The sequence below is a fragment of the Acinetobacter sp. 3657 genome, assembly GCF_031456775.1.
Classification (GTDB): Bacteria; Pseudomonadota; Gammaproteobacteria; order Pseudomonadales; family Moraxellaceae; genus Acinetobacter.
Genome location: NZ_JAVDVH010000014.1, coordinates 61,558 through 84,336, shown reverse-complemented (window position 1 = coordinate 84,336; position 22,779 = coordinate 61,558). Strand labels below are relative to the sequence as shown.

General features: G+C 39.3%; 21 protein-coding genes and 3 tRNA genes. 16 read left to right on the top strand and 8 right to left on the bottom strand.

From position 1 onward, the window contains the following. Positions 1-329: 30S ribosomal protein S2 (gene rpsB / locus J2Y37_RS13680; protein ID WP_349033158.1), on the bottom strand; the 329-nt coding region annotated here is incomplete at its 3' end. Between the two features lie 227 nt (positions 330-556). Between rpsB and map the strand changes: the two genes are divergently transcribed. The 4 genes from map (at position 557) to J2Y37_RS13660 (ending at position 5,744) form a co-directional block, all read left to right on the top strand. After that, positions 557-1,381, top strand: a complete 825-nt coding sequence (gene map, locus J2Y37_RS13675; protein WP_349033157.1) for a type I methionyl aminopeptidase — start codon at positions 557-559, stop codon at positions 1,379-1,381. A 208-nt stretch (positions 1,382-1,589) separates the two neighbouring features. Next, positions 1,590-2,708, top strand: a complete 1,119-nt coding sequence (locus J2Y37_RS13670; protein WP_349033156.1) for an OmpW family outer membrane protein — start codon at positions 1,590-1,592, stop codon at positions 2,706-2,708. 402 nt (positions 2,709-3,110) lie between these two features. Next, positions 3,111-4,445: an MFS transporter gene (locus J2Y37_RS13665; RefSeq protein WP_349033162.1), complete on the top strand. Its 1,335-nt coding sequence runs from the start codon at positions 3,111-3,113 to the stop codon at positions 4,443-4,445. Positions 4,446-4,529: 84 nt separating this feature from the next. Continuing rightward, complete coding sequence (locus tag J2Y37_RS13660) at positions 4,530-5,744, top strand: alginate export family protein (protein ID WP_349033155.1); 1,215 nt, start codon at positions 4,530-4,532, stop codon at positions 5,742-5,744. A 222-nt stretch (positions 5,745-5,966) separates the two neighbouring features. Here J2Y37_RS13660 and J2Y37_RS13655 read toward each other — a convergent pair whose 3' ends face one another. Then, positions 5,967-7,151: a trypsin-like peptidase domain-containing protein gene (locus J2Y37_RS13655; RefSeq protein ID WP_005197624.1), complete on the bottom strand. Its 1,185-nt coding sequence runs from the start codon at positions 7,149-7,151 to the stop codon at positions 5,967-5,969. 190 nt (positions 7,152-7,341) lie between these two features. On the opposite strand from J2Y37_RS13655, the gene J2Y37_RS13650 reads away from it, so the two are divergent. The 7 genes from J2Y37_RS13650 (at position 7,342) to J2Y37_RS13620 (ending at position 10,867) form a co-directional block, all read left to right on the top strand. After that, positions 7,342-8,100 carry a Nif3-like dinuclear metal center hexameric protein gene (locus tag J2Y37_RS13650; protein ID WP_349033154.1) on the top strand — a complete coding sequence of 253 codons (759 nt, stop codon included), beginning with the start codon at positions 7,342-7,344 and terminating at the stop codon, positions 8,098-8,100. Positions 8,101-8,448: 348 nt separating this feature from the next. Next, positions 8,449-9,072 carry a superoxide dismutase gene (locus tag J2Y37_RS13645; protein ID WP_349033153.1) on the top strand — a complete coding sequence of 208 codons (624 nt, stop codon included), beginning with the start codon at positions 8,449-8,451 and terminating at the stop codon, positions 9,070-9,072. A gap of 225 nt (positions 9,073-9,297) precedes the next feature. Beyond that, on the top strand, positions 9,298-9,924 hold the full coding sequence (locus J2Y37_RS13640) for a superoxide dismutase (RefSeq protein WP_004670542.1): 627 nt from the start codon (positions 9,298-9,300) through the stop codon (positions 9,922-9,924). Positions 9,925-10,071: 147 nt separating this feature from the next. Beyond that, positions 10,072-10,147, top strand: a tRNA-Asn gene (locus tag J2Y37_RS13635). A 6-nt stretch (positions 10,148-10,153) separates the two neighbouring features. After that, positions 10,154-10,229 (top strand) — tRNA-Asn (locus tag J2Y37_RS13630). Positions 10,230-10,287: 58 nt separating this feature from the next. After that, positions 10,288-10,363: transfer RNA gene (locus J2Y37_RS13625), tRNA-Asn, on the top strand. Between the two features lie 63 nt (positions 10,364-10,426). Further along, positions 10,427-10,867, top strand: a complete 441-nt coding sequence (locus J2Y37_RS13620) for a DUF2726 domain-containing protein (protein WP_004670541.1) — start codon at positions 10,427-10,429, stop codon at positions 10,865-10,867. A 20-nt stretch (positions 10,868-10,887) separates the two neighbouring features. Here the strand turns inward: J2Y37_RS13620 and J2Y37_RS13615 are convergent, their stop codons facing one another. The 5 genes from J2Y37_RS13615 to glnA all read right to left on the bottom strand — a co-directional run bounded on the left by J2Y37_RS13615 (position 10,888) and on the right by glnA (position 15,440). Then, on the bottom strand, positions 10,888-11,094 hold the full coding sequence (locus tag J2Y37_RS13615; RefSeq protein WP_004670540.1) for a hypothetical protein: 207 nt from the start codon (positions 11,092-11,094) through the stop codon (positions 10,888-10,890). 88 nt (positions 11,095-11,182) lie between these two features. Then, on the bottom strand, positions 11,183-12,442 hold the full coding sequence (locus J2Y37_RS13610; RefSeq protein WP_004670539.1) for a prolyl oligopeptidase family serine peptidase: 1,260 nt from the start codon (positions 12,440-12,442) through the stop codon (positions 11,183-11,185). A 112-nt stretch (positions 12,443-12,554) separates the two neighbouring features. Next, entirely contained in the window at positions 12,555-13,436 is an 882-nt protein-coding gene (gene ubiA / locus J2Y37_RS13605) for a 4-hydroxybenzoate octaprenyltransferase (protein WP_349033152.1), read from the bottom strand. 14 nt (positions 13,437-13,450) lie between these two features. Further along, complete coding sequence (locus J2Y37_RS13600) at positions 13,451-13,942, bottom strand: chorismate lyase (protein WP_004670537.1); 492 nt, start codon at positions 13,940-13,942, stop codon at positions 13,451-13,453. Between the two features lie 88 nt (positions 13,943-14,030). Then, the gene (gene glnA, locus J2Y37_RS13595; RefSeq protein WP_004670529.1) at positions 14,031-15,440 is read right to left on the bottom strand and encodes a type I glutamate--ammonia ligase; all 1,410 of its coding nucleotides are present in this window, start codon (positions 15,438-15,440) and stop codon (positions 14,031-14,033) included. Between the two features lie 1,386 nt (positions 15,441-16,826). Here glnA and J2Y37_RS13590 point away from each other — a divergent pair. Both J2Y37_RS13590 and J2Y37_RS13585 read left to right on the top strand, forming a co-directional pair. Beyond that, on the top strand, positions 16,827-17,411 hold the full coding sequence (locus J2Y37_RS13590; RefSeq protein WP_349033151.1) for an aminodeoxychorismate/anthranilate synthase component II: 585 nt from the start codon (positions 16,827-16,829) through the stop codon (positions 17,409-17,411). 356 nt (positions 17,412-17,767) lie between these two features. Continuing rightward, entirely contained in the window at positions 17,768-19,138 is a 1,371-nt protein-coding gene (locus J2Y37_RS13585; RefSeq protein ID WP_349033150.1) for an L-cystine transporter, read from the top strand. Between the two features lie 70 nt (positions 19,139-19,208). Here the strand turns inward: J2Y37_RS13585 and J2Y37_RS13580 are convergent, their stop codons facing one another. Then, positions 19,209-20,009: an MOSC N-terminal beta barrel domain-containing protein gene (locus tag J2Y37_RS13580; RefSeq protein ID WP_349033149.1), complete on the bottom strand. Its 801-nt coding sequence runs from the start codon at positions 20,007-20,009 to the stop codon at positions 19,209-19,211. Between the two features lie 270 nt (positions 20,010-20,279). Here J2Y37_RS13580 and trpD point away from each other — a divergent pair, with 270 nt between their 5' ends. The 3 genes from trpD to J2Y37_RS13565 are packed head-to-tail and all read left to right on the top strand — an operon-like array spanning position 20,280 to position 22,741. Next, the gene (gene trpD / locus J2Y37_RS13575) at positions 20,280-21,329 is read left to right on the top strand and encodes an anthranilate phosphoribosyltransferase (RefSeq protein WP_349033161.1); all 1,050 of its coding nucleotides are present in this window, start codon (positions 20,280-20,282) and stop codon (positions 21,327-21,329) included. Positions 21,330-21,338: 9 nt separating this feature from the next. Then, positions 21,339-22,145: an indole-3-glycerol phosphate synthase TrpC gene (trpC, locus tag J2Y37_RS13570; RefSeq protein ID WP_349033148.1), complete on the top strand. Its 807-nt coding sequence runs from the start codon at positions 21,339-21,341 to the stop codon at positions 22,143-22,145. A gap of 50 nt (positions 22,146-22,195) precedes the next feature. Continuing rightward, the gene (locus J2Y37_RS13565) at positions 22,196-22,741 is read left to right on the top strand and encodes a DUF4269 domain-containing protein (protein WP_349033147.1); all 546 of its coding nucleotides are present in this window, start codon (positions 22,196-22,198) and stop codon (positions 22,739-22,741) included. Positions 22,742-22,779: the final 38 nt, after the last annotated feature.

The following is a 22,779-nucleotide window of genomic DNA, read 5'->3' as shown; positions in this document are numbered from 1 at the left end:
CGAAGTGTTTTCCAGTTCGTCAACATACCACCTAACCAGCGGTGATCTACATATGGTTGACCAGCGCGTTGAGCTTGTTCACGGATGATGTTAGAAGCAGCTCGTTTTGTACCAACGAATAATACTTTGTTCTTTTTGCTCGCAAGGTTGTTCACAAAGTTCAATGCATCATTTAACGCAGGAACAGTATGCTCAAGGTTGATGATGTGAATTTTGTTACGTGCGCCAAAAATGTATTGACGCATTTTTGGGTTCCAGAAACGAGTTTGGTGACCAAAGTGTGCGCCTGCTTGAAGAAGGTCGCGCATACCTACGTTGTAATCTGCCATTTTCTTTACCTTAAGATTTGGGTTAGGCCTCCATATATCCGCATTCTCCACCTATTGCTAGGCACCCAGAGTAATGTGACGATATATGTGCGGATTTTGTACGACTATTTTACCATACAGTTTCGTAATACCTCCCATTAAGAAAGATAGTCACGAAAAGCAATTGATAAAATAGGCGGCTATTTATACCATAGTCACTTGCGAATTACCAAAAGTTTTTAGAGATCATGAATACAACTTATACAGCTCCTCGCCGATTAATCAAAACTCCCGATGAAATTGAAAAAATGCGTGTTGCAGGGAAACTGGCAGCTGAAGTTTTAGACATGATTAAGCCTTATATTAAGGCAGGTGTGAGTACACTAGAACTCGACACAATTTGTCATGATCACATTGTCAACGCTCAGCAAGCCATTCCTGCTTGTTTGGGTTATGGCGCAGCACCAGGTCGCCCTGCTTTCCAACACACAATCTGCACATCGGTTAACCACGTAGTCTGTCATGGTATTCCGTCCGAAGCAAAAACGCTTAAAAATGGTGACATTCTAAATATTGATGTGACTGTTATTAAAGATGGCTATCACGGCGATACCAATATGATGTATATCGTTGGTGGAGAGACTTCTATTCTAGCAAATCGCCTTTGTAAGGTTGCACAGGAAGCGATGTATCGTGGTATGGCAACAGTTAAGGACGGTTCATATCTTGGCGATGTCGGTCATGCAATTCAACAATATGTTGAATCTGAACGCTTCAGCGTCGTTCGTGAATATTGTGGTCATGGTATTGGCAATGTCTTCCATGATGAACCACAAGTGTTGCACTATGGTCAAAAAGGTACGGGCATGCGCCTTGAAGCGGGCATGACCTTTACAATCGAACCAATGGTGAATGCAGGCGTTTGGCAAACCAAATTATTAGGTGATAAATGGACGGTCGTAACCAAAGACCATAAATTATCTGCTCAATATGAGCATACGATTTTAGTCACTCAAACAGGGATTGAGGTTTTAACTGCGCGCCCTGAAGAAGATTTATCTCGTTTTATGTAATTTATTATTGATCTTTAAATTACTCTCAAAAAAGCTATTTCGGTAGCTTTTTTTTATATCCATAATTTCTTCATCAATTTATCTAAATAAAACAAAATATTTCATAAGCACAACAATTATAAAATCTAACTAAACACACTATTCATAAAAAAGAGTTATGTTGGGCGCAAGAAAAATCCTTACAAACTTTTGGACATGGAGTCCCTCGATGATGAAAAAGTCATTTCCTTTCTTAATAACAGGGCTTTGCACCCTCCCCACGCTTGCTTTTGCAGACTCGCCCTATTTTAGTCTTAAAGATGGTGATGGATTTAAACGTTTCTCTGTTTCCGCGGGTTGGTTACATGCGATGCCCCAAGGCTCAGCAAATCCAATCAATGTAAATACGAGTATTGCTGAAGGAACACAATCAAAAGTAGGATCTGTATCAACTACAGCCGTATTAGATGCCATTGATCAAAGCAAGCCAGCAGGTAAGTTTTGGCACGGTATTATCAGTCTTATTGATAAATCCACAGATACTCTCCCAGCATCACTTGCAGGTACTGGTGAAATCAATGGTCTTTCTCAATGGCAAAGCCAAGGTACTGGCTTAGAAGCCGATGACGTTGATACTGTTGGTCTCATGTTTAATTATAATTTCACCGACAATCTCTCATTAGAAGTAAAAGCAGGTATTCCACCAAAAGTTGATATCAAAGGTAAAGGTGACATTTACGCTCCTCTTTCAGGAAAAGCCACTCCATTAAAAGACGGCTCATTTATAGGAGGAATTATAGGCGATGGTATTTCCCAAGCAGGTGGTGATATCCCTCTAAAACAAGATATTCATATCACTGATTTAACTCAGGGCGATAAAGCAGCTTCCGCACGCGCATGGTTACCAGCAGTCGAACTCCACTACCAATTTGGTAAAACAGGTGTTAATAAATTTCGCCCTTATGTAGGGGCTGGTGTCATGTATGCTTACTTCAACTCATTAAAAATTAATCCTGCAATTGAATCTGATCTTATTGCGGCAGGTCATATGATTCAAAATATTCATGATGATAAAGCGGGTGCGGCATTAGATGGCAAAAAATCATCTGCCGATCCAATGGTTAAACTCAAAGCAACAGATACTTTCGCACCGATCGTCACGTTAGGCGCAACTTATGACTTTAAACCAAATTGGTTTGCTGTCGGCTCGGTTTCTTATGCAAAAATGAATAATGAAGCAAAAATCTATGTCACTGACCGCAACACTGGCAAAGAGTTAATCCGCGCCAACACCAAAATTGATATTGATCCACTGATCACTTATGTGGGTATCGGCTACCGCTTCTAATTTTCATCTTGTTTCGATAAAGCAGCTTCGGCTGCTTTTTTATTTACGCTACTTTTTAAACCACTATGCATAGAATTTGCGCACCAATTACAAACAATCTAATCATTATTGTCTAACCAAATTTTTTAAATCAATACCGAACAATTCGGCTCCTATCTTTCAAAAATGGTCTGCATCCTGAATGTACACAAAAATACTTTTTTGTAATGAATAGCTTAATTTATTCATTTGGTTAATTATTTTTTATGGCATGCCCCTTGCTTTATGACTGATATGTTGAATCAAAGATGATTCAAAAATTTGTCGACGGCCAACGATGTCCGTTCTGTTCGCTTTGCTTATGCAGATATCCTGCTTCGCAAAAAATTACGTTCAGTTCAGGAGAAGTTTATGTCTTCAAAAATGAATTTAGATGCAAAAAAAGCCACTGAAATAAAATTATTTAGCTTTGCTACTCCTGCAATGCGTGCATTTCACATGACATGGCTGGCGTTCTTTGTCTGCTTCTTCGCATGGTTTGCCTGTGCTCCGCTGATGCCTGTCATTGCTGGCGAGTTTAATTTAACCAAATCTCAAATCGCCAATATCAATATTGCAGCCGTTGCCATTACGATTATTATCCGACTGATTGTCGGTCCGCTATGCGATAAATATGGTCCACGTATCACTTATACAGCCCTACTCTTACTGGGAAGTATTCCTGTTTTTGGGGTTGCCGCAGCAAATACCTATGAATCCTTTCTATTCTTTCGCTTATTAATTGGAGCGATTGGGGCAAGCTTCGTCATTACTCAATACCATACCAGTGTCATGTTTGCACCAAATGTTGTCGGCACGGCAAATGCAGCCGCTGCGGGTTGGGGTAATGCGGGTGGTGGTGCAACTCAGGCGATCATGCCGTTAATTCTTGGTGCGATCATCATGTTTGGTGTTGAGCAAGCAATGGGCTGGCGTATCGCTTTACTCGTACCGGGGATCATGATGGTGATCGTCGGTATTCTCTACTGGAAACTCACTCAAGATAGCCCACAAGGTAACTTTAAAGAATTGCGGGAACAAGGTATAGAAGCAGGCAATATTAAAAAAGGTGGTACTGCAATCTTAATGCAGGCAGCGCGTAATTATCGTGTCTGGGTACTATTCACTGCATATGCTGCATGTTTTGGCATCGAGATTTTTATTCATAATATTGCTGCAATGTACTATGTTGACCATTTTAATATGGGCTTAAAAGAAGCAGGACTCACAGCGGGAATCTTTGGTCTATTGGCGTTATTTGCTCGTGCACTGGGCGGTATTGTTTCTGATAAAGTTGCTGTAAATAAAGGCTTAGATGGTCGTACACGAATACTATTTTTATTGATCTTAGGCGAAGGTCTATTTCTGATCGTTTTCTCACAAATGAATACCGTCATGCTTGCCGTACTCGCTATGACAGTTTTTGCACTGTTTACACATATGGCCTGTGGTGCAACCTATGCATTGGTTCCATTTATCGACCGTGATGCACTCGGTGGTGTAGCAGGCATCATTGGCGCAGGCGGAAATGTCGGTGCTGTCGCGGCTGGTTTCTTACTAAAAGGTCTACTCGACATCCAAACCTGTCTCATGATCCTAGGCTGTCTCGTGACTGTTGCCGCCTTTAGTGTGGTGCTGATTCGCTTCTCAGTCGAACACAAGGAAAAAGAAAAAGAATTGTTTGAACAAGCGCTACTTGAACGTAACGCTGCAACTTAATTCAACGCTCAATTGAGAGGGATGTCAGCGTCTAACTCCCTCTTTATAACCTCTCACACTCAAATCTTTAATTCTAGGGGAAATATGATGAAAATCATTTCAATGTCATTACTCACGCTTAGCTGTTTTGCCGCATTCAATGCATCTGCAAACAATGATTTTATCGATAACACTAAGTTCACGCTTGATAGTCGCCTTCGTTTTGAAATGGTCGACCAAGACAATCCATTAAAAAAAGCGGAAGCAGCCACCCTACGTATCCGCCCTGCACTGCAAACAGGCACATGGCAAGGTTTAAGTTTATTTGCTCAAGGTGAAGCAAACATTGAACTCAACGACCGTTTCAATAGCACACGGAACAACGAGACCAAATACAGTAGCGTTCCCGATCCTAAAAACCTAGACATCAATCAATTATATTTAAATTACAGCAACCCTAAATTCGATGCTCGCCTAGGCCGCCAAGTCATTAATTTAGATAATCAACGGTTTATTGGCTCTGTCGGTTGGCGTCAAAATGAACAAAGCTATGATGCAGTCAGTCTAAATCTAAAACCAACCCAATCTTTGCAGGTGTACTATGCCTATATTGATCAGGTAAATACGATTTTTGGAAGTGAAGATCCCAAGCCAATTGCATTGATCGCACAAGATGGGGAACAAGACAGTCAAATTCATTTGGCACAAATCAAATATAACTACAGCCCACAACTCAATGCTGTGCTGTATGGTTATTTTATGGATTTTGAAAATCTAAATGCATGGTCAAACCAGACCTATGGTTTACGCTTAACGGGTAAGCAAAATAACTTCCGCTATGCCGCCGAATACGCCAAACAACAAGATTATGCAGATCAACCTGTAAGCTATGATGCTGATTATTATGCTGTTGAACTCGGTTATCAAATATCAGGAAAATCCCCGATTGGCGAAGTCGCTGTTGGTTATGAAGTGTTAAGCAGCGATAACGGTAAAATTGCATTTCAAACACCATTGGCAACAAAACATAAGTTTAATGGTTGGACGGATATGTTTTTAAATACGCCCGTCAACGGTTTGCGTGATGTCTATATTAGCTCGAGTTTTAATATATTCAGCAAAGGAAAACTGATGACCGAATTACATCATTACCGTAGCGATGAAAAAGGATTAGATTATGGACAAGAGTTTGCACTTTCTTATGCGCAAGCACTGCCAATCAAAGGCTTATCAGGATTAGCTAAATTTTCACGCTACCAAGCTGAAGATTTTGGTGTCGACACTGACAAACTTTGGTTACAACTGGATTATAAATATTAAAACTATATTTTTAATTCCAATTCAAGCAGTTAGTTTCTATCGTCAATAATGCTGTAAAGCTGTCATCAAATTTTAAAATTTGAATGATTTAATAAAAAATAAAAAACCGATAAAAGTGCAAAAGCGTGTTGATCGAGTAGATCAACACGCTTTTTATTGCGAAAAAATAAAAGACCGTTCTTAAAACAGTCTTTTACAATATCACCTTAAAACACAGTGTGATTAGGGCTGACCTTTTGGTAATGGAATGTATTGCGATTGGACATTTTGCTGAACTTTACGCTCACCAACTTTAACCTCTAAGGTTTGTTGTTTCCCATCACGCTCTACCACCACTTCAATCGCACTCTCTGGCGCTTGCGAAGCAACATAGTTAATCAAATGAGATGCGGAAGAAATCTGTTCATTATTGACTTGAACAATTTTATCACCACGTTTCACCCCTGCAAGATCGGCAGGACCACCACGCAATACATCAGCGACTAATACACCGATTGGTTTAGCTGTTAATACATCTTCATCCAAATTATTTGGAATTAAACTAATACCCAGCCAACCACGTACCACACGACCATCTTTCAAAATAGAGTTTAAAACTTGCTGACAAACTTTTGCAGGTATCGCAAAGCCAATACCAAGCGATCCACCTGATTGAGAAAAAATCGCAGTGTTCACACCAATAAGATTACCCGCAACATCAATTAAAGCCCCACCAGAGTTACCTGGGTTAATCGCAGCATCCGTTTGAATAAAATCTTCGTAGGTGTTAATTCCCAAATCAGAACGACCTGTTGCGGAAATAATTCCTTGGGTAACGGTTTGCCCTACACCAAATGGATTACCAATTGCGAGTACAACATCGCCAACCTCATTACCACTGAGTTTAAATGGTAAAACAGGAAGTTTATCTAACTCGATTTTGATTACAGCCAAATCTGTATCTGGATCTGTACCAATCACTTTGGCTTCAGCACGACGCCCATCATATAACGCAACAACGATGTGTTCTGCCTGAGCGATGACATGATTGTTCGTCAAAATATAACCATCTGCTCGAACAATCACTCCCGAACCTAAACTATTTTCATTTTTAGGCTGTTGAGGAATTTGATTGCCAAAAAACTCACGAAATACAGGATCATTCAATAAAGGATGATTAGGCTGTTTTATTTTTTGCGTGGTAAAAATATTCACGACTGCGGGAGCAGCAACTTTTACAGCAGCATTATAAGAAACCACCCCACCCATACGATTTGTATCAACTAAGGGCTCAACCTTTTCTGCTGGCATTTTGACACCATCAGACGCCACAGTTGGTTTCGGCTGATGTGATTTCTGCCAAGCCAGAAAACTAAATATAACGACAATGAGTAATACCCAAGGTAACCATGTAAATGCACGGCGCACGTCTATTATCCTCTAGGCGAAAATGATGTTATGAATAAGTTAATTTGTTGAAGAACAGGAAATTTCCATCATTGTAATGTAAATTATTTAAAAGCAACGCAAAAGTTAATTTTTTTTTGTCTAGCTTTAGTTACCTTAAAAAATATGTTTCTATTGACAACAATAAAATGTAAATCATTTGAGGAATCGCATGGCAAATTTGTATGACATTGTGCAATGGTGTAATCAGACCTTAAAAGCAAACGAGTTTAAAGATTACGCACCGAATGGCTTACAGATCGAGGGAAAGCATGAAATCAAAAAAATAGTGTGTGCTGTCACTGCATCGGAAACTGCTATAGATGCAGCAATCGCCCAAAATGCAGATGCCTTACTCGTACATCATGGCTATTTTTGGAAAGGCGAACCCTACCCAATTACAGGGATGCGTGGCAACCGAATCAAAAAACTCATTCAAAATAACATTTCATTGATCGCCTATCACTTACCTTTAGATGCTCATCCAACACTGGGCAATAATATTGCGATTGCTGACTTAATCGGTTTACACAATTTAGAAGCATTAGACTCAACCGAAAAATATCCAATTGGTAATATTGGTTATTTAGAGCATGCGATAAGTCCTGAACAGTTCAAAGAAAAGCTACAAACAATTTTTGACTTTTCTATTCTTCACCTGCCTTGTAGTAAATCTGCTATCCAAAAAGTAGGTTTCTGTACAGGCGGGGCTCAAGACTTTATCGAAAAAGCTGCTTTGGAAAATTGTGATGCTTATATCTCAGGTGAAGTAAGCGAGCGTACTTTTTATCAAGCTAAAGAACTGGATGTCCATTATTTTGCATGTGGACACCATGCAACAGAGCGTTATGGTGTTCAACGTTTGGCTGAAGCGATTGCACACCAATTCGCTATCGAAACAGAGTATTTTGAGTTAAATAATCCGATTTAACCCAATTCAACTTCTGAATGGAGTGAAATTCATTTCACTCCTTCCCTCTATCTTGGTTCTAAGGGTTTAAACCAGTAACTGTCCAACTTGAATTATTGAAATCATAAGCTGCTCTCACTGGCAAAGCTTGTAGCGATTTCATATCCGCTAAGAATCGAATACGCCTCCACTTTGCTAAGCCAACTCAATTCCTAATAAAACCAATGATAAATAAAATTTATTTTTTATCTCTTTATCTATAGATAAAAGCAAATTAAAAGATATTGATTCTCATTTTCTTTTGAGCAAATAATGAAAGCGCTTCAATTTATGCCAATAAAATCATTTTGATTAAAAGGAATCAAACTCATGGCTTATTCTCTACCAGCGTTACCTTATGCTTACGATGCACTTGAACCCAATATTGATACCAAAACAATGGAAATTCACCACAGTAAACATCATCAGACCTATATCAACAATATTAATGGTGCAATTGAAGGTACAGAATGGGAAAAATTCTCAGTAGAGGAATTGGTTGCTAAAGTGAATGACGTCCCTGCCAACCTTAAAAATATGGTAATCAACAATGCAGGAGGTCATGCAAATCACTCACTATTTTGGACTGTCATGAGCCCACAAGGTGGCGGACAACCAACAGGACCTGTTGCAGAAGCGATTGATCAACAACTTGGTGGTTTTAGTGCTTTTAAAGATGCTTTTACCAAGGCTGCAATTAGTCGTTTTGGTAGTGGCTGGGCATGGCTCAGCGTCACCCCTGAACATAAACTGATTGTAGAAAGTAGTGCTAATCAAGACTCACCATTGATGTATGGCAATACGCCTATTCTGGGCTTAGATGTGTGGGAACATGCATATTATTTAAAATACCAAAACCGGCGTCCCGAATATATTGCTGCATTTTACAATGTTGTAGATTGGGATGAAGTGAACCGTCGTTATCATGATGCATTACAAGCTAAAGCTCAGTAATTTTCTTGGTCGATCAACTTAGAACAGCATCTCTATAAAACGGGTTAGAGTCTTTTGGAACGTTCACTAAACGAGCTAAAAACTCTAATCATTGTTGTATCGTATATGTCTCATAAAGAAATTTTTTGCATATTTTGTGTATTAAAAGACTGCCCTATTGTCCATAGAATCATTTACAATAAAGGCACTAAATGTAAAACCCAGCAAATTTGCAAGGAATGAAACATGACAACCATTACTTTACCTGCACTTCCATATGGCTATGATGATTTAGCACCACACATCACTCGCGAAACCTTAGAATATCATCACGACAAACACCACAATACTTATGTTGTTAATTTAAACAACTTAATAAAAGGTACTGACCTTGAAGGTAAAACTTTAGAGGAAATCATCAAAGCGTCTGCTGGTGATGCATCTAAAGCAGGTATCTTTAACAATGCTGCACAAGTATGGAACCACACGTTCTACTGGAACAGCATGAAGCCAAATGGTGGTGGTAAACCAACTGGTGCGATTGCAGCTAAAATCGAAGAAGCTTTTGGTAGCTACGAAAAATTTGCAGAAGAATTTACTGCTGCTGCAACAACTCAATTTGGTTCAGGTTGGGCGTGGTTAGTTGCTGATGAAGTAAATGGTAAATTATCAATTACCAAAACAGCCAATGCAGATACTCCACTTGCTCACGGTCAAATTGCAGTATTAACGATTGACGTTTGGGAGCATGCTTACTACATCGACTTCCGTAACTTACGTCCAAAATACATCGCTACTTTCTTAGAAAGCTTAGTGAACTGGGACTATGCAAATGCAAAACTTGCAGGTCAACCAGCTGGTGTTGAGAAATAATCATATATTTCTTGCCTAAAAACTGCCCGCATAGGGCAGTTTTTTTATCACTAAAATCCTAAAAGAATATTTATCAAGCAAACGATTCATTTTATTTACTATTCTTATTGACGCATCAATATTTCATGCCTAAAATGCGCATCAGATTCTCCAATAGCTCAGTCGGTAGAGCGACGGACTGTTAATCCGCAGGTCCCTGGTTCGAGCCCAGGTTGGAGAGCCAAGCTAATCTCCCATAGCTCAGTTGGTAGAGCGACGGACTGTTAATCCGCAGGTCCCTGGTTCGAGCCCAGGTGGGAGAGCCAAGTTTTTATTGGCTCGCTTGACCGTTAGTACCGATATGCATAGAATGCATATCCAGATTCTCCCATAGCTCAGTCGGTAGAGCGACGGACTGTTAATCCGCAGGTCCCTGGTTCGAGCCCAGGTGGGAGAGCCAAGATTCTAAAAACCCACTCATATTTATATGCAGTGGGTTTTTTATTAGCACTTTGATAAGAATATGTCTGAATCAACGCAACTCATCTTTTTGCTGATTGGTAGTATAAGCACAGTACTGCTACTGATCAGCTACCTGCGCCCTTTTTTCCTAAAACAAAATTATTTCGCCCGTCCGGTGATCACTGCATTTGAGTCTCAAATGTTTTCTAGGCTTCAGCAAGCATTCCCCCACCACAATATATTGGCTCAAGTAGCCTTTAGCGCACTGATTACCAGTAAGCACTACAAGATTCGCAACCGCTTCAATCGCAAGGTTACTGATTTTGTGGTTTTAGACAAAGAAATGAAAGTTGTCGCTATTATTGAACTTGATGATCCAAGTCATATCGGAAAAGAACTAGAAGACCAGAAACGTGATCAAATGTTGCAAGAGGCAGGATATCAAGTACAACGATATACCCAAATCCCATCTATAAAGCAGTTACAGATGGATATTCGATAAATCAACAATATCAAAAGTTATCACTCAGCTTTTACTGCGTGTCCCTCATTTTTCTGCTGTTCGAACTTCTTAGCCATTTCTGCGCGTTGTTGATCATATTCTTTCTTGGTTTTTGCATCGCTCTTTGCCGCTAAAAAAGCCATCCCTACGATAAAAATTGGAATCAATAATCCCAATCCCATCAATACCCAAGGTACAGATTTCTTCTCAACTGCATTTTGACTCATAGCCGATCCAAAAAATTAACATTTTTAAAGTGGCAACACTATAACAAAAAAGAGCCTCTATAAAGAGGCTCTTTTACTAACCAACGAGCTATTGGGCTGGCATATTTTGCTTAATAAACTGTACTAGCTCGCCACTCTCATTTGCCGCAAGAATTGCTCCGGTATGTGATCCATTCACAACAGGATTTTCCGCACTTGGAACGATATCAATTGGAATAATCTTAACATCGGTCCCAGCGTTGTACATGGCCTGATACATTCCCTGTGTAATTACATAAGGTACGTTTGTATCGTATACACCCTGCACAATCAAAATCGGTTTATCCAATTTCTTGGTCGTCGGTTGGCTATAATCTGTTAAGAATTTTTGAATGGTCGCATCATTCTTAAATTCCACTTCATCAATACCGTGATATTCAGAGACTTTAGCCGTAGGATTATTTGCAACATAACTTTGAATATCTAGCTTATAAGCCTCTATAATTTCACCCAAACATTCAGTTTTCGCCAAAGTGGCTATTTCTTTAGCTTTCGTACTTCCAAACATTCGTTGATAGTTGAATGTCGGCTCATAAGAGGTAATCCCCACGCCTGTTAACGCTGCATAAGACAACAACGTCGCATAAGTTTCTATTGCTGTAGGCTGCGGTAACTGGTCAATCGCTTGAGGTGCGACCTCTAAAATAATTTTATCTAGACTGGATGCTGGTGCACCCGCAACCGCCCCTTTAAATGTCACATCATTATTTGCATATTCAGCAATCCCCAATGATGCTTGCCCACCTTGTGATTGGCCAACAGACATCCATGAACCTTGCAGTAGTTGACCATAATGTTCTTTTGCAGCTTTAACCGCATACTGTGCTGAACGTGCCTCACTCGGAATATGTAAATAAGGATGTTCACCAGCCCCACCCAAACCTTCATAATCTGGCGCGACAATCACATAGCCCTGTTCTAGCAAACTTTTTGCAGTATAATTCTTAAAGTTTGGATTTAATGGTGTATTGGTTGGCGCACATTTATCAGCCCCACCCAATGTTCCATGCGCCCAAACCACAACTCGATAACCATCTTTTGGTTTTGCAATTTTAGGAAAAAATACTAAAGCAGAAGTTTCAACCGTCTTCCCTAGTACATTTGGCATTTTATAGTTCATGACTTTGATTGAACTAGCAGCGCTTAAATCGCCCAGACCTTCTGACTCATAGGTATAAGAAGTTTCAGAAACAAAAGATTTGTCCTTCTGATTATCTCTTTGATTTGAATCCTTATCATCATTACATGCTGATAAAAATAATGCAGAAATAGAGAACGTCATTGCAAAAGCAATATTAGACCGTTTCATAAAATATCCTTTTAGTCCTTGTTTTATTTTGTGTGCATGAAACTACATGCGACCTTATTAAGGCATAAAAAAAGTGCCCTGCATAGGACACTTTTCAACTAATAAGTCATTTTTAAATCATGAATTCTAAAAAGATTCCAATAAAAATGATCATTCCAACCCAGCGATTGTGACGGAATGCCCAAAAACAAATCTGCGGATCCCGATCTTTGGTTTTAACTGCTTGATAAATAAAATCAGCAGCAACAACCAATAATGCAGCCAGTCCAAATGGAATTAAAAGATCTTCTAAATAAAGTGCACTACCGATCAACCCCAAACTTAACAATTGCAATGATCCTATAATTTGTATATCAAATCGACCAAATAAAATTGCGGTAGATTTCACACCAATTTTCAAATCATATTCACGGTCTGTAATTGCATATTGAGTATCATAAGCCACGGTCCAAGCCAAATTTCCAAAATACAAAAGCCAGCAAATTAAATCAGGTGTCTGTCCAACAGCGGTATATGCCATTGGAATTGACCAAGAAAACGCAGCACCCAAGAACACCTGAGGTAAATGGGTATAGCGCTTCATAAAAGGATAGATGAAAGCGAGAAATAACGCTCCAAATGACCAATAAAAGGTTTCAATCGGCAAGAAAAATAAAAGACAAGCACTTGCTGCCACCAGCCCCAAAAATACAAACACGGCTTCCCGCGCTTGAATCACACCAGTAGCTAAAGGACGTGTTTTAGTTCGCTCAACATGCGCATCCACTTTACGATCTGCAAAATCGTTGATCGCACAGCCCGCTGCCCGCATAAACAGCACACCCAGTGACATCACTAATAATATTTTTAAATCAGGAATGCCTTTTGATGCAATCCACAAAGCCCACATCGTGGGCCAAAATACCAGCTCTGTGCCAATCGGCTTATCAAAACGACATAAATAATAATATGCAGCTAAACGCTGTCGCCATGTTGTTTGTTGCACTGTTTCCATGTTGATCCTTAGAGTCAATGCTGTCGAATAAACTGTTCAAATGCGGGCAAAAATGTTTCCTGTACGATAAATTTACACCCATGCCACGTATAACAACTTTGTCGCGTCCAACCATCAGCAAGATGAATTACACGGCGTTCATAAGCTGGATTTGTTCGTTGAAATAAAAACCAACCAATGGGTTTATTTCCAATATGTTTAAATAATCGTGCTTTTTTTTGCAGACTTAAAATTGGAAAAATACTTTTTGCTTTCACCCAAGCCTGCTGTTCTGAACCGTATAGATAAGTTTCACGAACCCATGCAATATGGGTGTGTGGCATATTCATCCACTGACTATCAACAAATGATAAACGCTGATAATGCTCTTTAATTCGTTCAACACGAAACTCTCCTGCGCCAAGGTCAGTGAGCTGTTGAGTGAGTGAACCCGATGCATACAACCATTTTTTTAATTCAGGTGGAATGTCCCTGCCCTTTATTCTGCTTGGTTGTAAATTGCGCATGCTCGGCTCACTAAAAACATCGCAATTAGTTTACATGAATTTTTCAATAAAAAAGCCCGCCGAAGCGAGCTTTTTGAATCGGAATGTATTACAAGCTGTAGTACATGTCGAATTCAACTGGGTGAGTTGTCGTGTTAAGACGACGAACATCATCAGTTTTAAGTTCGATGTATGCATCAAGCATTTCTTTAGTGAATACACCACCTTTCAACAAGAACTCATGATCCGCTTCAAGTGCTTCAATCGCCATATCTAAGCTGTGCGCTACAGTTGGGATTTTCGCTTCTTCTTCAGGAGGAAGATCATATAAGTTCTTATCAGCAGCTTCACCTGGGTGAATTTTGTTTTGGATACCGTCAATACCAGCCATCAACAATGCTGCAAAACCTAAGTACGGGTTCATCATTGGATCAGGGAAACGTGCTTCGATACGCTTACCTTTAGGGTTAGAAACATATGGAATACGGATAGAAGCTGAACGGTTACGCGCTGAATAAGCAAGCATAATTGGTGCTTCGTAATGTGGAACTAAACGCTTATACGAGTTTGTAGAAGGGTTAGTAATCGCATTTAATGCACGAGCGTGTTTGATTACACCGCCAATGAAGAATAATGCCATTTCAGACAAACCAGCATATTCATCACCAGCAAACAAGTTCTTGCCATCTTTAGCGATTGACATGTGAACGTGCATACCAGAACCGTTATCACCTACCATTGGCTTAGGCATGAATGTCGCAGTTTTGCCATATTGATGAGCAACGTTCCAAACTGCATATTTGAATTGTTGAACTTCGTCTGCTTTGCGAACCAAAGTATTGAAGCTCACACCAATTTCTAACTGGCAAGATGCAACTTCGTGATGATGTACTTCTACACGACCTGGACCCATGATGTCTTCGATACGTGCACACATTTCAGCACGCATATCTTGATGAGAATCAACAGGAGGAACTGGGAAGTAACCACCTTTCACACGTGGACGGTGACCAGAGTTACCCGCTTCAAAGTCTTTACCTGTAGACCAAGCAGCTTCTTCAGCGATCAATGTATGGCGTGCACCAGACATGTCGATGTCCCATTTTACTTCGTCAAAAACGAAGAATTCTGGTTCTGGACCAAAGAATGCAGTATCACCGATACCTGTAGATTTTAAATACTCTTCAGCACGACGAGCAATCGAACGTGGATCACGCTCGTAACCTTGACCAGTAGATGGTTCGATTACGTCACAAGTCACAACAACTGTTGGCTCAGCAAAGAACGGGTCAAGAAAACCAGTTTCAGCGTCTGGACGTAAGATCATGTCAGATGCTTCAATGCCTTTCCAGCCAGCGATTGAAGAACCATCAAACATTTTACCGTCTTCAAATGTATCTTCATCAATCGTATCAGCTGGGTAAGTTACGTGTTGTTCTTTACCTTTGGTATCAGTAAAGCGAAAATCGACCCATTTTGCGCCGCTTTCTTTGATGAGTTGAAGGACCTTGTTCGCCATGCTCATTTGCTCCAATGAATTTTTATGCACTCGTTAAGTGCGTGTTAGTTGTTGGTGTATAAATAGCAATTATCATACCAACAATTTAAAAGCGTACCTAAAACATTGAAATTCTTTGCAGAAAAAATGATTTAAGCTCCATGTTCAATATCTATATATCTTGCCCATTATTTGCAAATGCACCATATTTAAACATTTCTATTTTAATGCATCCCCAAAATAGACAATGCGATCCAAAATGGTGCATAAATACATATCAAAGAACTAATGTAGTGCCAATTACGCCATTCTTTAGCATAAACTGAGTTTTTATATCATTCTTTTCAACTTGATTCCATTCAATTCATTTAGACTTTCGATTCACTTGTCATTTATTTTTTCAAACCTTTCAATTATAAAAATTTATTGGTCTTTTTAAACACAATTTTAGTCGGTTACTTTATCTATGTAAAAATCATCTGCTCTCGAAATATTCACCATTGATCATTTGTTTTTGTTACGATTATTTCCTACCCTCTGTATCTCAATCCTCCTTCATACGCATGGATATTGAATCGTATCAATTTATAAATAGATTCATCGAAATAAAAAGCACAATAAAGTTAAAATTTTCAGAAAGTTATAATCATACTTCTAATGATTGAGAAGAAGCATATTATCGCGCCCCTGTCTTATATAATTGTATGGGTGCTCAACCTTTTCACTAAACATGTTTAAATGCTTGCCCAATAACTCATTGCTCCGATTGCAGATGTTAGCTCATCGAGATCTAAGGCTAACCTACAATGCTTTTTTAAATTACTCACAATTTAATACAGATCAATACGCAAATCAGCTAAAGACTCTTTTTCACTTTCAGTCATAAATCTCACCCATTAAAAAACCCACCCTCTAAAAGAGAGTGGGTTTCACCTTGATTCTTGTTTTGCGCTGAATTAAGGTTATTGTTGTTTACTTTTTTATTAAAGTAAGTCTCAAATATAAATAAAAGTGTGAACTGCGTCAATAAAATATGAAATGTTTTTAATAATTTTTTAAAGTACAACTACACAATGGAGTATTTATCTCGCTGTTCCCTGAGCTTTACAGGATGTTTTGTCGATAAAATCCATCACTTGGGCGGTTCTTTTTAAACTGAATGTAAAACGCTTGTATCTGGTTAATAGAAGCTTCCAGCCCCACACTGACTCCACGGCCATCGTAAGTACCTCGATTCATACGTGAATGAGGTGGTCACAAGGGAATCAAAATCTGATACATTAGCCGCTTAAATAAAGCGGCTTCTCTATTTATACATAGCCAGTTTTATTAAAGTGAGTAACAATGTCGGTAACAAACAAGACCACATGTTAAAATCTCAAATATAATCAATAGGTTGAATCTAAAATGCTTCTAATGATTGACAATTATGACTCATTTACTTACAACATCGTTCAATACTTTGGCGAGTTGAATCAAGAAGTAAAAGTTGTTCGTAATGATCAAGTCACATTAGAGGATATACAGCGATGGCAGCCGAAATATCTGGTGATTGGTCCTGGTCCATGCTCTCCAAGCGAAGCAGGAATTTCCATTCCTGCAATCAATCACTTTGCAGGCAAAATTCCTTTACTCGGTGTCTGTTTAGGTCATCAAGCCATTGGACAGGCTTTCGGCGGAAATATTATTCGTGCAAAAACAGTCATGCACGGACGCTTATCCGATATGCATCATAGTGATAAAGGTATTTTCAGTGATTTGCCTTCACCTTTTTCTGCCACGCGTTATCACTCATTAGTGATTGAGCAAGAAACGCTTCCTGACTGTTTAGAAGTCACGTGCTGGACCAACCAAACAGATGGTACGATTGAAGAAATCATGGGCGTAAAACACAAAACACTGCCAATTGAAGGGGTTCAGTTTCATCCTGAGTCTATTTTGAGCCAACATGGTCATCAGATTTTCAAAAACTTTCTCGATATTTACGCTTAAACGGATATTTAGTTTCAAATTTATAGTTCCAACAGCCTATTTAAATGAATAGGCTGTTTTTATTTTGAACATATAAAAAGCATATACAACCTATACATACAGGCAAAATTTCCAGTTTTAAAATTAATCGGAAAAGTTTTAATTTAAAACAAATCATTATTTTTCAATAATTAATACACTTTTCATATGTTTTCAAAAATTAATTTAACTGCTGTTTGCAGCATTCATCAGTTGCTTTTTCATTTTTTAGATTAAGCATAGTGATAGGAATGATTAAGTTAAACAACAATCGGGTGCTAAAATCTTAAGTCATTTTTTAGCACACTTCGCCTGAAGCAAAGATCAGGATACTTATTGTGAATACATTAGTTTTATTGAATATTCTTGTTTTTATCCTGCTGCTAGCAGGATTGTTTTTCACGTATCGACATGACTGGAGTTTGGCCAAAAAAGTACTGATCGGTATGGTGGTTGGTATTTTCTTCGGTTTAGCACTCAAAACCATTTATGGTGATGGTCAAATTCTGGAACATTCTGTCGCATGGTTCAACATTGTCGGTAATGGTTATGTGCAACTGTTACAAATGGTGATCATGCCACTCATTTTTATTTCAATTTTAAGTGCCGTGATCAAATTACACCAAACCACCTCTCTCGGAAAAATCAGTGTATTGGTGATTGGGATTTTATTAGCAACCACTGCAATAGCTGCTTTCGTTGGGGCAAGTATTACCAATTTATTTGGTCTAACAGCTGAGGGCTTAGTTCAAGGCGCACAAGAAACCGCACGTTTAGCCGCAATAGAAAGTCAATATGTGGGTCAAGTTGCAGACTTAGATGTACCCAAATTATTGCTTTCATTGTTCCCACAAAATCCTTTTGCTGATTTAACAGGGATTCGCCCGACTGCAATTATTAGTGTCGTCATATTTTCTGCTTTTCTCGGTGTTGCTGCACTTAAACTCATGGAAAAAGATACTGTGAATGGCGAGCGAATCCGTCATGGTATCGAAGCACTACAAGCACTGGTTATTAGCCTCGTCCGTTTAGTTATGCAATTTACCCCTTACGGTGTGCTTGCATTGATGACCAAAATGGTCGCTACTGCAAATTTAGCGGACATTGTTAAATTAGGTGAGTTTGTCATTGCATCTTATTTGGGTCTGGCGATCATGTTACTCGTACATGCGCTTATATTACTATTCGTACGCGTAAACCCTATCGATTTCTTTAAAAAAGCATTCCCAGTTTTAAGCTTTGCCTTTATTAGCCGTTCAAGTGCAGCCAGTATTCCTCTGAATATTGAAACCCAAACTAAGCAACTCGGTGTACCTGAAGGTATTGCCAGCTTTTCTGCATCGTTTGGTGCAACGATTGGACAAAATGGTTGTGCTGGTTTATATCCAGCAATGCTCGCGGTGATGGTCGCACCAACCGTCGGCATCAATCCCCTTGATCCACTGTGGATTGCACAACTGATTGTCATCGTTACACTTAGTTCGATCGGCGTGGCTGGTGTTGGTGGTGGCGCAACCTTTGCAGCGCTGATTGTTTTGCCAATCATGGGCTTACCAATCACGCTTGTTGCTTTACTGATCTCAATCGAACCACTGATTGATATGGGACGTACTGCCTTGAATGTGAATGGTTCTATGACTGCTGGTACAGCAACCAGTCAAATATTGGGAGTCAGAACGCCTGTAGAAGATCAGCCTCAACAAACCTAGAAATGATTATGCCAATCGACACCAATCGATTGGCATTTTTTTCAGCCGATAAATCAAAACTAAAATGCAGCTACACCGTCTTTAGAATCTGAACTTCTTGTCCAATTGCAATCATCCCTTCTCCTCGATGCAGGGCGTTTTGTCCCATCATGACCTTATTTCCCTGCTTACGATATGCCAACATCGCCTGCATCACTGCTGGCTGCTTTTGACCTGTCTCCAAATCAATGGTTGGAATAACACAGCGCGAACACGGTTTAACCAAATCAAACGTCACTTCACCAATTTGAATCTGTTTCCATTGATCCTCGGCAAATGCTTCGCATCCAGAAATCACAATATTCGGTCTAAATCGCTGCACATCTAATGGGTAGCCCACTTTTTCAGCAAGAAACCCTACCGATGCTTCACTGATGATCAGAAATGGAAAACCATCAGCAAAACCGACTCGATCACCTAACTCTGCATATTCCAAATCAACTTGGCGAACAGTCTCTTGCGGCATATAGACCAATTGCACTTCTCGCCCCAGTTTTTGACTCAACCAAGCATTCACTGGATGATCAATACGATTTCCAATAAGCTGATCGCGCCATACGGTCACTAAACGTTCATCTTTTTGGCCTTGCGCTTCAAGCATACTCAGTTCGATCTGTTCAGATTGATAACTAAAACTTACACTTGCAGAAGAAATAGACACCCCAATTTGTCCCATTTCAGCAACTTGCCTTTGTGTAACAAAACGACCATCTTTATCAACGATCATCCATCGGCGATCCCACTTTGGCCCAAAGGCATCAATTTCCATTTCAATGCATTTATTGCCTCGACATGATTTCACTGGATAATAGGAAAGTTGACTGACACGCATGTAAAAATCCCCACAAAGACAAACAGAATCGTTCGGTAAAGAAGTTCATTAATCAAAACAGCATAATAGTTGAAAATTATAGCAATATGTCTAAATTTAAGGCATCACATAGTTTTTATTTAAAGCCTATAAAATCTGCATTATTTTCTGATAACATAACTCACTCGCTTTGAAAGCATGTATTACACCAAGGTCATACCGAACCCATTGCGATCAACCCCTATTCTACTCTTAAATTTTTAATCAATCATAATGCTGTAACTCATGACTATGAATATCCAACAGGCACTCAATCACATTACTAAAAACATTCATTTGACCCAGTCGCAAATGGAAAATGTCATGCGCAGTATCATGCAAGGTGAAGCAACTGATGCTCAAATCGGCGCACTAATGATGGGGTTGCGTATGAAGGGTGAGAGTATTGATGAAATCACTGCTGCCGCACGGATCATGCGTGAGTTCGCCATTAAAATTGATGTCAGTGATATTCCACATCTTGTTGATATCGTCGGAACGGGCGGTGATGGTCAAAACTTATTTAATGTCTCAACAGCATCAAGCTTCGTGGTTGCAGCAGCTGGTGCAACCATTGCTAAACATGGAAATCGTGGTGTTTCGAGTAAGTCTGGCTCATCTGATGTGCTTGAACAAATGGGCATCCAGCTTGATTTGGACATGCAACAAACTGAACGTTGTATCCGTGAAATGGGCGTGGGTTTTCTGTTTGCACCCAATCACCACAAAGCAATGAAATATGCAGTTGCTCCTCGTCGTGAACTAGGCATTCGTAGTATTTTCAATTTATTGGGACCTTTAACCAATCCTGCTGGCGTAAATCGTTTTGTCATTGGTGTCTTTTCAGATGAGCTTTGCCGACCAATCGCAGAAGTTTTAAAACAGCTTGGCGCTGTGCATGTATTGGTTGTACATTCTAAAGATGGTTTAGATGAAATCAGCCTAGCAGCACCAACCGTAGTTGCTGAATTAAAAGATGGCGAAATTACAGAATGGATGTTGACCCCTGATGACGTCGGGATTCCATCTCAAACACTCACTGGTTTAGTGGTAAATAGTTCTGAAGAAAGCTTAAAGCTGATCAAAGATGCTTTAGGCCGTAACAAATCTGAAATTGGTGAAAAAGCCGCAAATATGATTGCGCTGAACGCAGCCGCTGGGATTTATGTTGCAGGACTCACTAAAACCTATAAACAAGCAGTTGAACTGGCACAAGATATTCTTTACGGCGGTCAAGCCCTCGAAAAAATGAGTATCTTGGCTGAATTTACCAAAACATTGAAACAATATCAGGCAGACTAAGGATTTCTCATGATCGATATTCAAAATACCATTTTAGGTAAAATTGTTGACCGCAAACATGAGGAACTTGCTACACGTTTAAAACAACGTAGCTTGCATGATGTTGAACAATGGGCAAAAGAAGCAACTCCTGTTCGTGGTTTTGCCGAGGCTTTACAGCATAAACGCCCTGCTGTAATTGCTGAAATTAAGAAAGCCTCTCCATCAAAAGGCATTATTCGTGCAAACTTTAATCCTGCTGAAATTGCACAACAATATGAACAAGCGGGTGCGGCCTGCTTATCGGTTCTGACCGATGTGGATTTCTTCCAAGGTGCTGATGAAAATATCGCAATTGCACGTAATCATTGTGCCTTGCCTGCATTACGTAAGGATTTCTTGGTTGATCCGTATAATGTTGTTGAAGCCCGTGCATTACAAGCGGATTGTATTTTATTAATCGTGGCATGTTTATCTGATCAACAACTTGAAGAAATGTCTAAGACTGCATTTGAGCATCAGCTTGACGTATTGGTTGAAGTACATGATGAATATGAACTCGAACGCGCTTTAAAGCTTTCTGAGCAATGTATTTTGGGTGTGAATAACCGTAACCTCAAAACCTTTGATGTGGATTTAAATACATCATTGCGTTTGAAAAAATTACTACCAACTTCTCGTGTTTTGGTCACTGAGAGTGGAATTGCCACGCCTGCTGATGTAGAGATGATGCAAGCCAATGATATTCATACTTTCCTTGTTGGTGAAAGTTTTATGAAACAGCCTCGTCCTGATCAAGCATTTGCTGAATTATTTGGTGAACCTGAGTTAGTTTAAAATAAGTAGTTGAAAGTAAAATTCTGCCCTGAGCCTGAATTATTTAATTTATGAAAAATCCCAAAACACCTTATGAAGCGGTTTTATCCGAACTCGATATTTTGAAAATGCTAAACCCTTTTCAGGTATATCTAGTCGGAACACCTCCTTTAGGTATTCAAACAGAAAATAGTGATATCGATTTAATTTGTCATTACAAAATTGATCAATTTAAAAGTTTAAAACTAGCATTACAGCGTTTCCAGCATTTAGATCATTGGTCTTTTAACTCATGGGAACACAATCCTGAAATCTATATATGCAGTTTTTCGTATCGATGCTGGGAGATAGAAGTCTTTTGTTCCACCCAACCGATTATTCAACAATATGCCTATCGACATTTTCATATTGAAAAAAGACTGCTTGAACTTGCAAATACAAAATTTAAAACACGTATTTTAGAGCTAAAACAACAGGGAATAAAAACTGAACCTGCTTTTGCCCAAGCTTTAAATTTACAAGGAAACCCATATATTATCTTAAGTGAATTATTTGATACATCAACGCCTGAGCTAAAAGTATTACTGGACAAAAATGGTTTCTTAAACTTGTCTTAATTTGATGGTAATTTTTTAAATTATCGCAGATTCAGACT

What these genes read in the sequence shown, in the direction of transcription:
- J2Y37_RS13565 (WP_349033147.1), top strand. Translation starts at nt 22,196, where the DNA reads ATGAAAAATCCCAAAACACCTTATGAAGCGGTTTTATCCGAACTCGAT.
- J2Y37_RS13650 (WP_349033154.1), top strand. Translation starts at nt 7,342, where the DNA reads ATGGCAAATTTGTATGACATTGTGCAATGGTGTAATCAGACCTTAAAA.
- trpC (WP_349033148.1), top strand. Translation starts at nt 21,339, where the DNA reads ATGATCGATATTCAAAATACCATTTTAGGTAAAATTGTTGACCGCAAA.
- glnA (WP_004670529.1), bottom strand. Translation starts at nt 15,440, where the DNA reads ATGGCGAACAAGGTCCTTCAACTCATCAAAGAAAGCGGCGCAAAATGG.
- J2Y37_RS13645 (WP_349033153.1), top strand. Translation starts at nt 8,449, where the DNA reads ATGGCTTATTCTCTACCAGCGTTACCTTATGCTTACGATGCACTTGAA.
- J2Y37_RS13580 (WP_349033149.1), bottom strand. Translation starts at nt 20,009, where the DNA reads ATGCGTGTCAGTCAACTTTCCTATTATCCAGTGAAATCATGTCGAGGC.
- J2Y37_RS13590 (WP_349033151.1), top strand. Translation starts at nt 16,827, where the DNA reads ATGCTTCTAATGATTGACAATTATGACTCATTTACTTACAACATCGTT.
- J2Y37_RS13615 (WP_004670540.1), bottom strand. Translation starts at nt 11,094, where the DNA reads ATGAGTCAAAATGCAGTTGAGAAGAAATCTGTACCTTGGGTATTGATG.
- J2Y37_RS13600 (WP_004670537.1), bottom strand. Translation starts at nt 13,942, where the DNA reads ATGCGCAATTTACAACCAAGCAGAATAAAGGGCAGGGACATTCCACCT.
- J2Y37_RS13610 (WP_004670539.1), bottom strand. Translation starts at nt 12,442, where the DNA reads ATGAAACGGTCTAATATTGCTTTTGCAATGACGTTCTCTATTTCTGCA.
- J2Y37_RS13620 (WP_004670541.1), top strand. Translation starts at nt 10,427, where the DNA reads ATGTCTGAATCAACGCAACTCATCTTTTTGCTGATTGGTAGTATAAGC.
- J2Y37_RS13640 (WP_004670542.1), top strand. Translation starts at nt 9,298, where the DNA reads ATGACAACCATTACTTTACCTGCACTTCCATATGGCTATGATGATTTA.
- trpD (WP_349033161.1), top strand. Translation starts at nt 20,280, where the DNA reads ATGAATATCCAACAGGCACTCAATCACATTACTAAAAACATTCATTTG.
- J2Y37_RS13670 (WP_349033156.1), top strand. Translation starts at nt 1,590, where the DNA reads ATGATGAAAAAGTCATTTCCTTTCTTAATAACAGGGCTTTGCACCCTC.
- map (WP_349033157.1), top strand. Translation starts at nt 557, where the DNA reads ATGAATACAACTTATACAGCTCCTCGCCGATTAATCAAAACTCCCGAT.
- ubiA (WP_349033152.1), bottom strand. Translation starts at nt 13,436, where the DNA reads ATGGAAACAGTGCAACAAACAACATGGCGACAGCGTTTAGCTGCATAT.
- J2Y37_RS13660 (WP_349033155.1), top strand. Translation starts at nt 4,530, where the DNA reads ATGATGAAAATCATTTCAATGTCATTACTCACGCTTAGCTGTTTTGCC.
- J2Y37_RS13665 (WP_349033162.1), top strand. Translation starts at nt 3,111, where the DNA reads ATGAATTTAGATGCAAAAAAAGCCACTGAAATAAAATTATTTAGCTTT.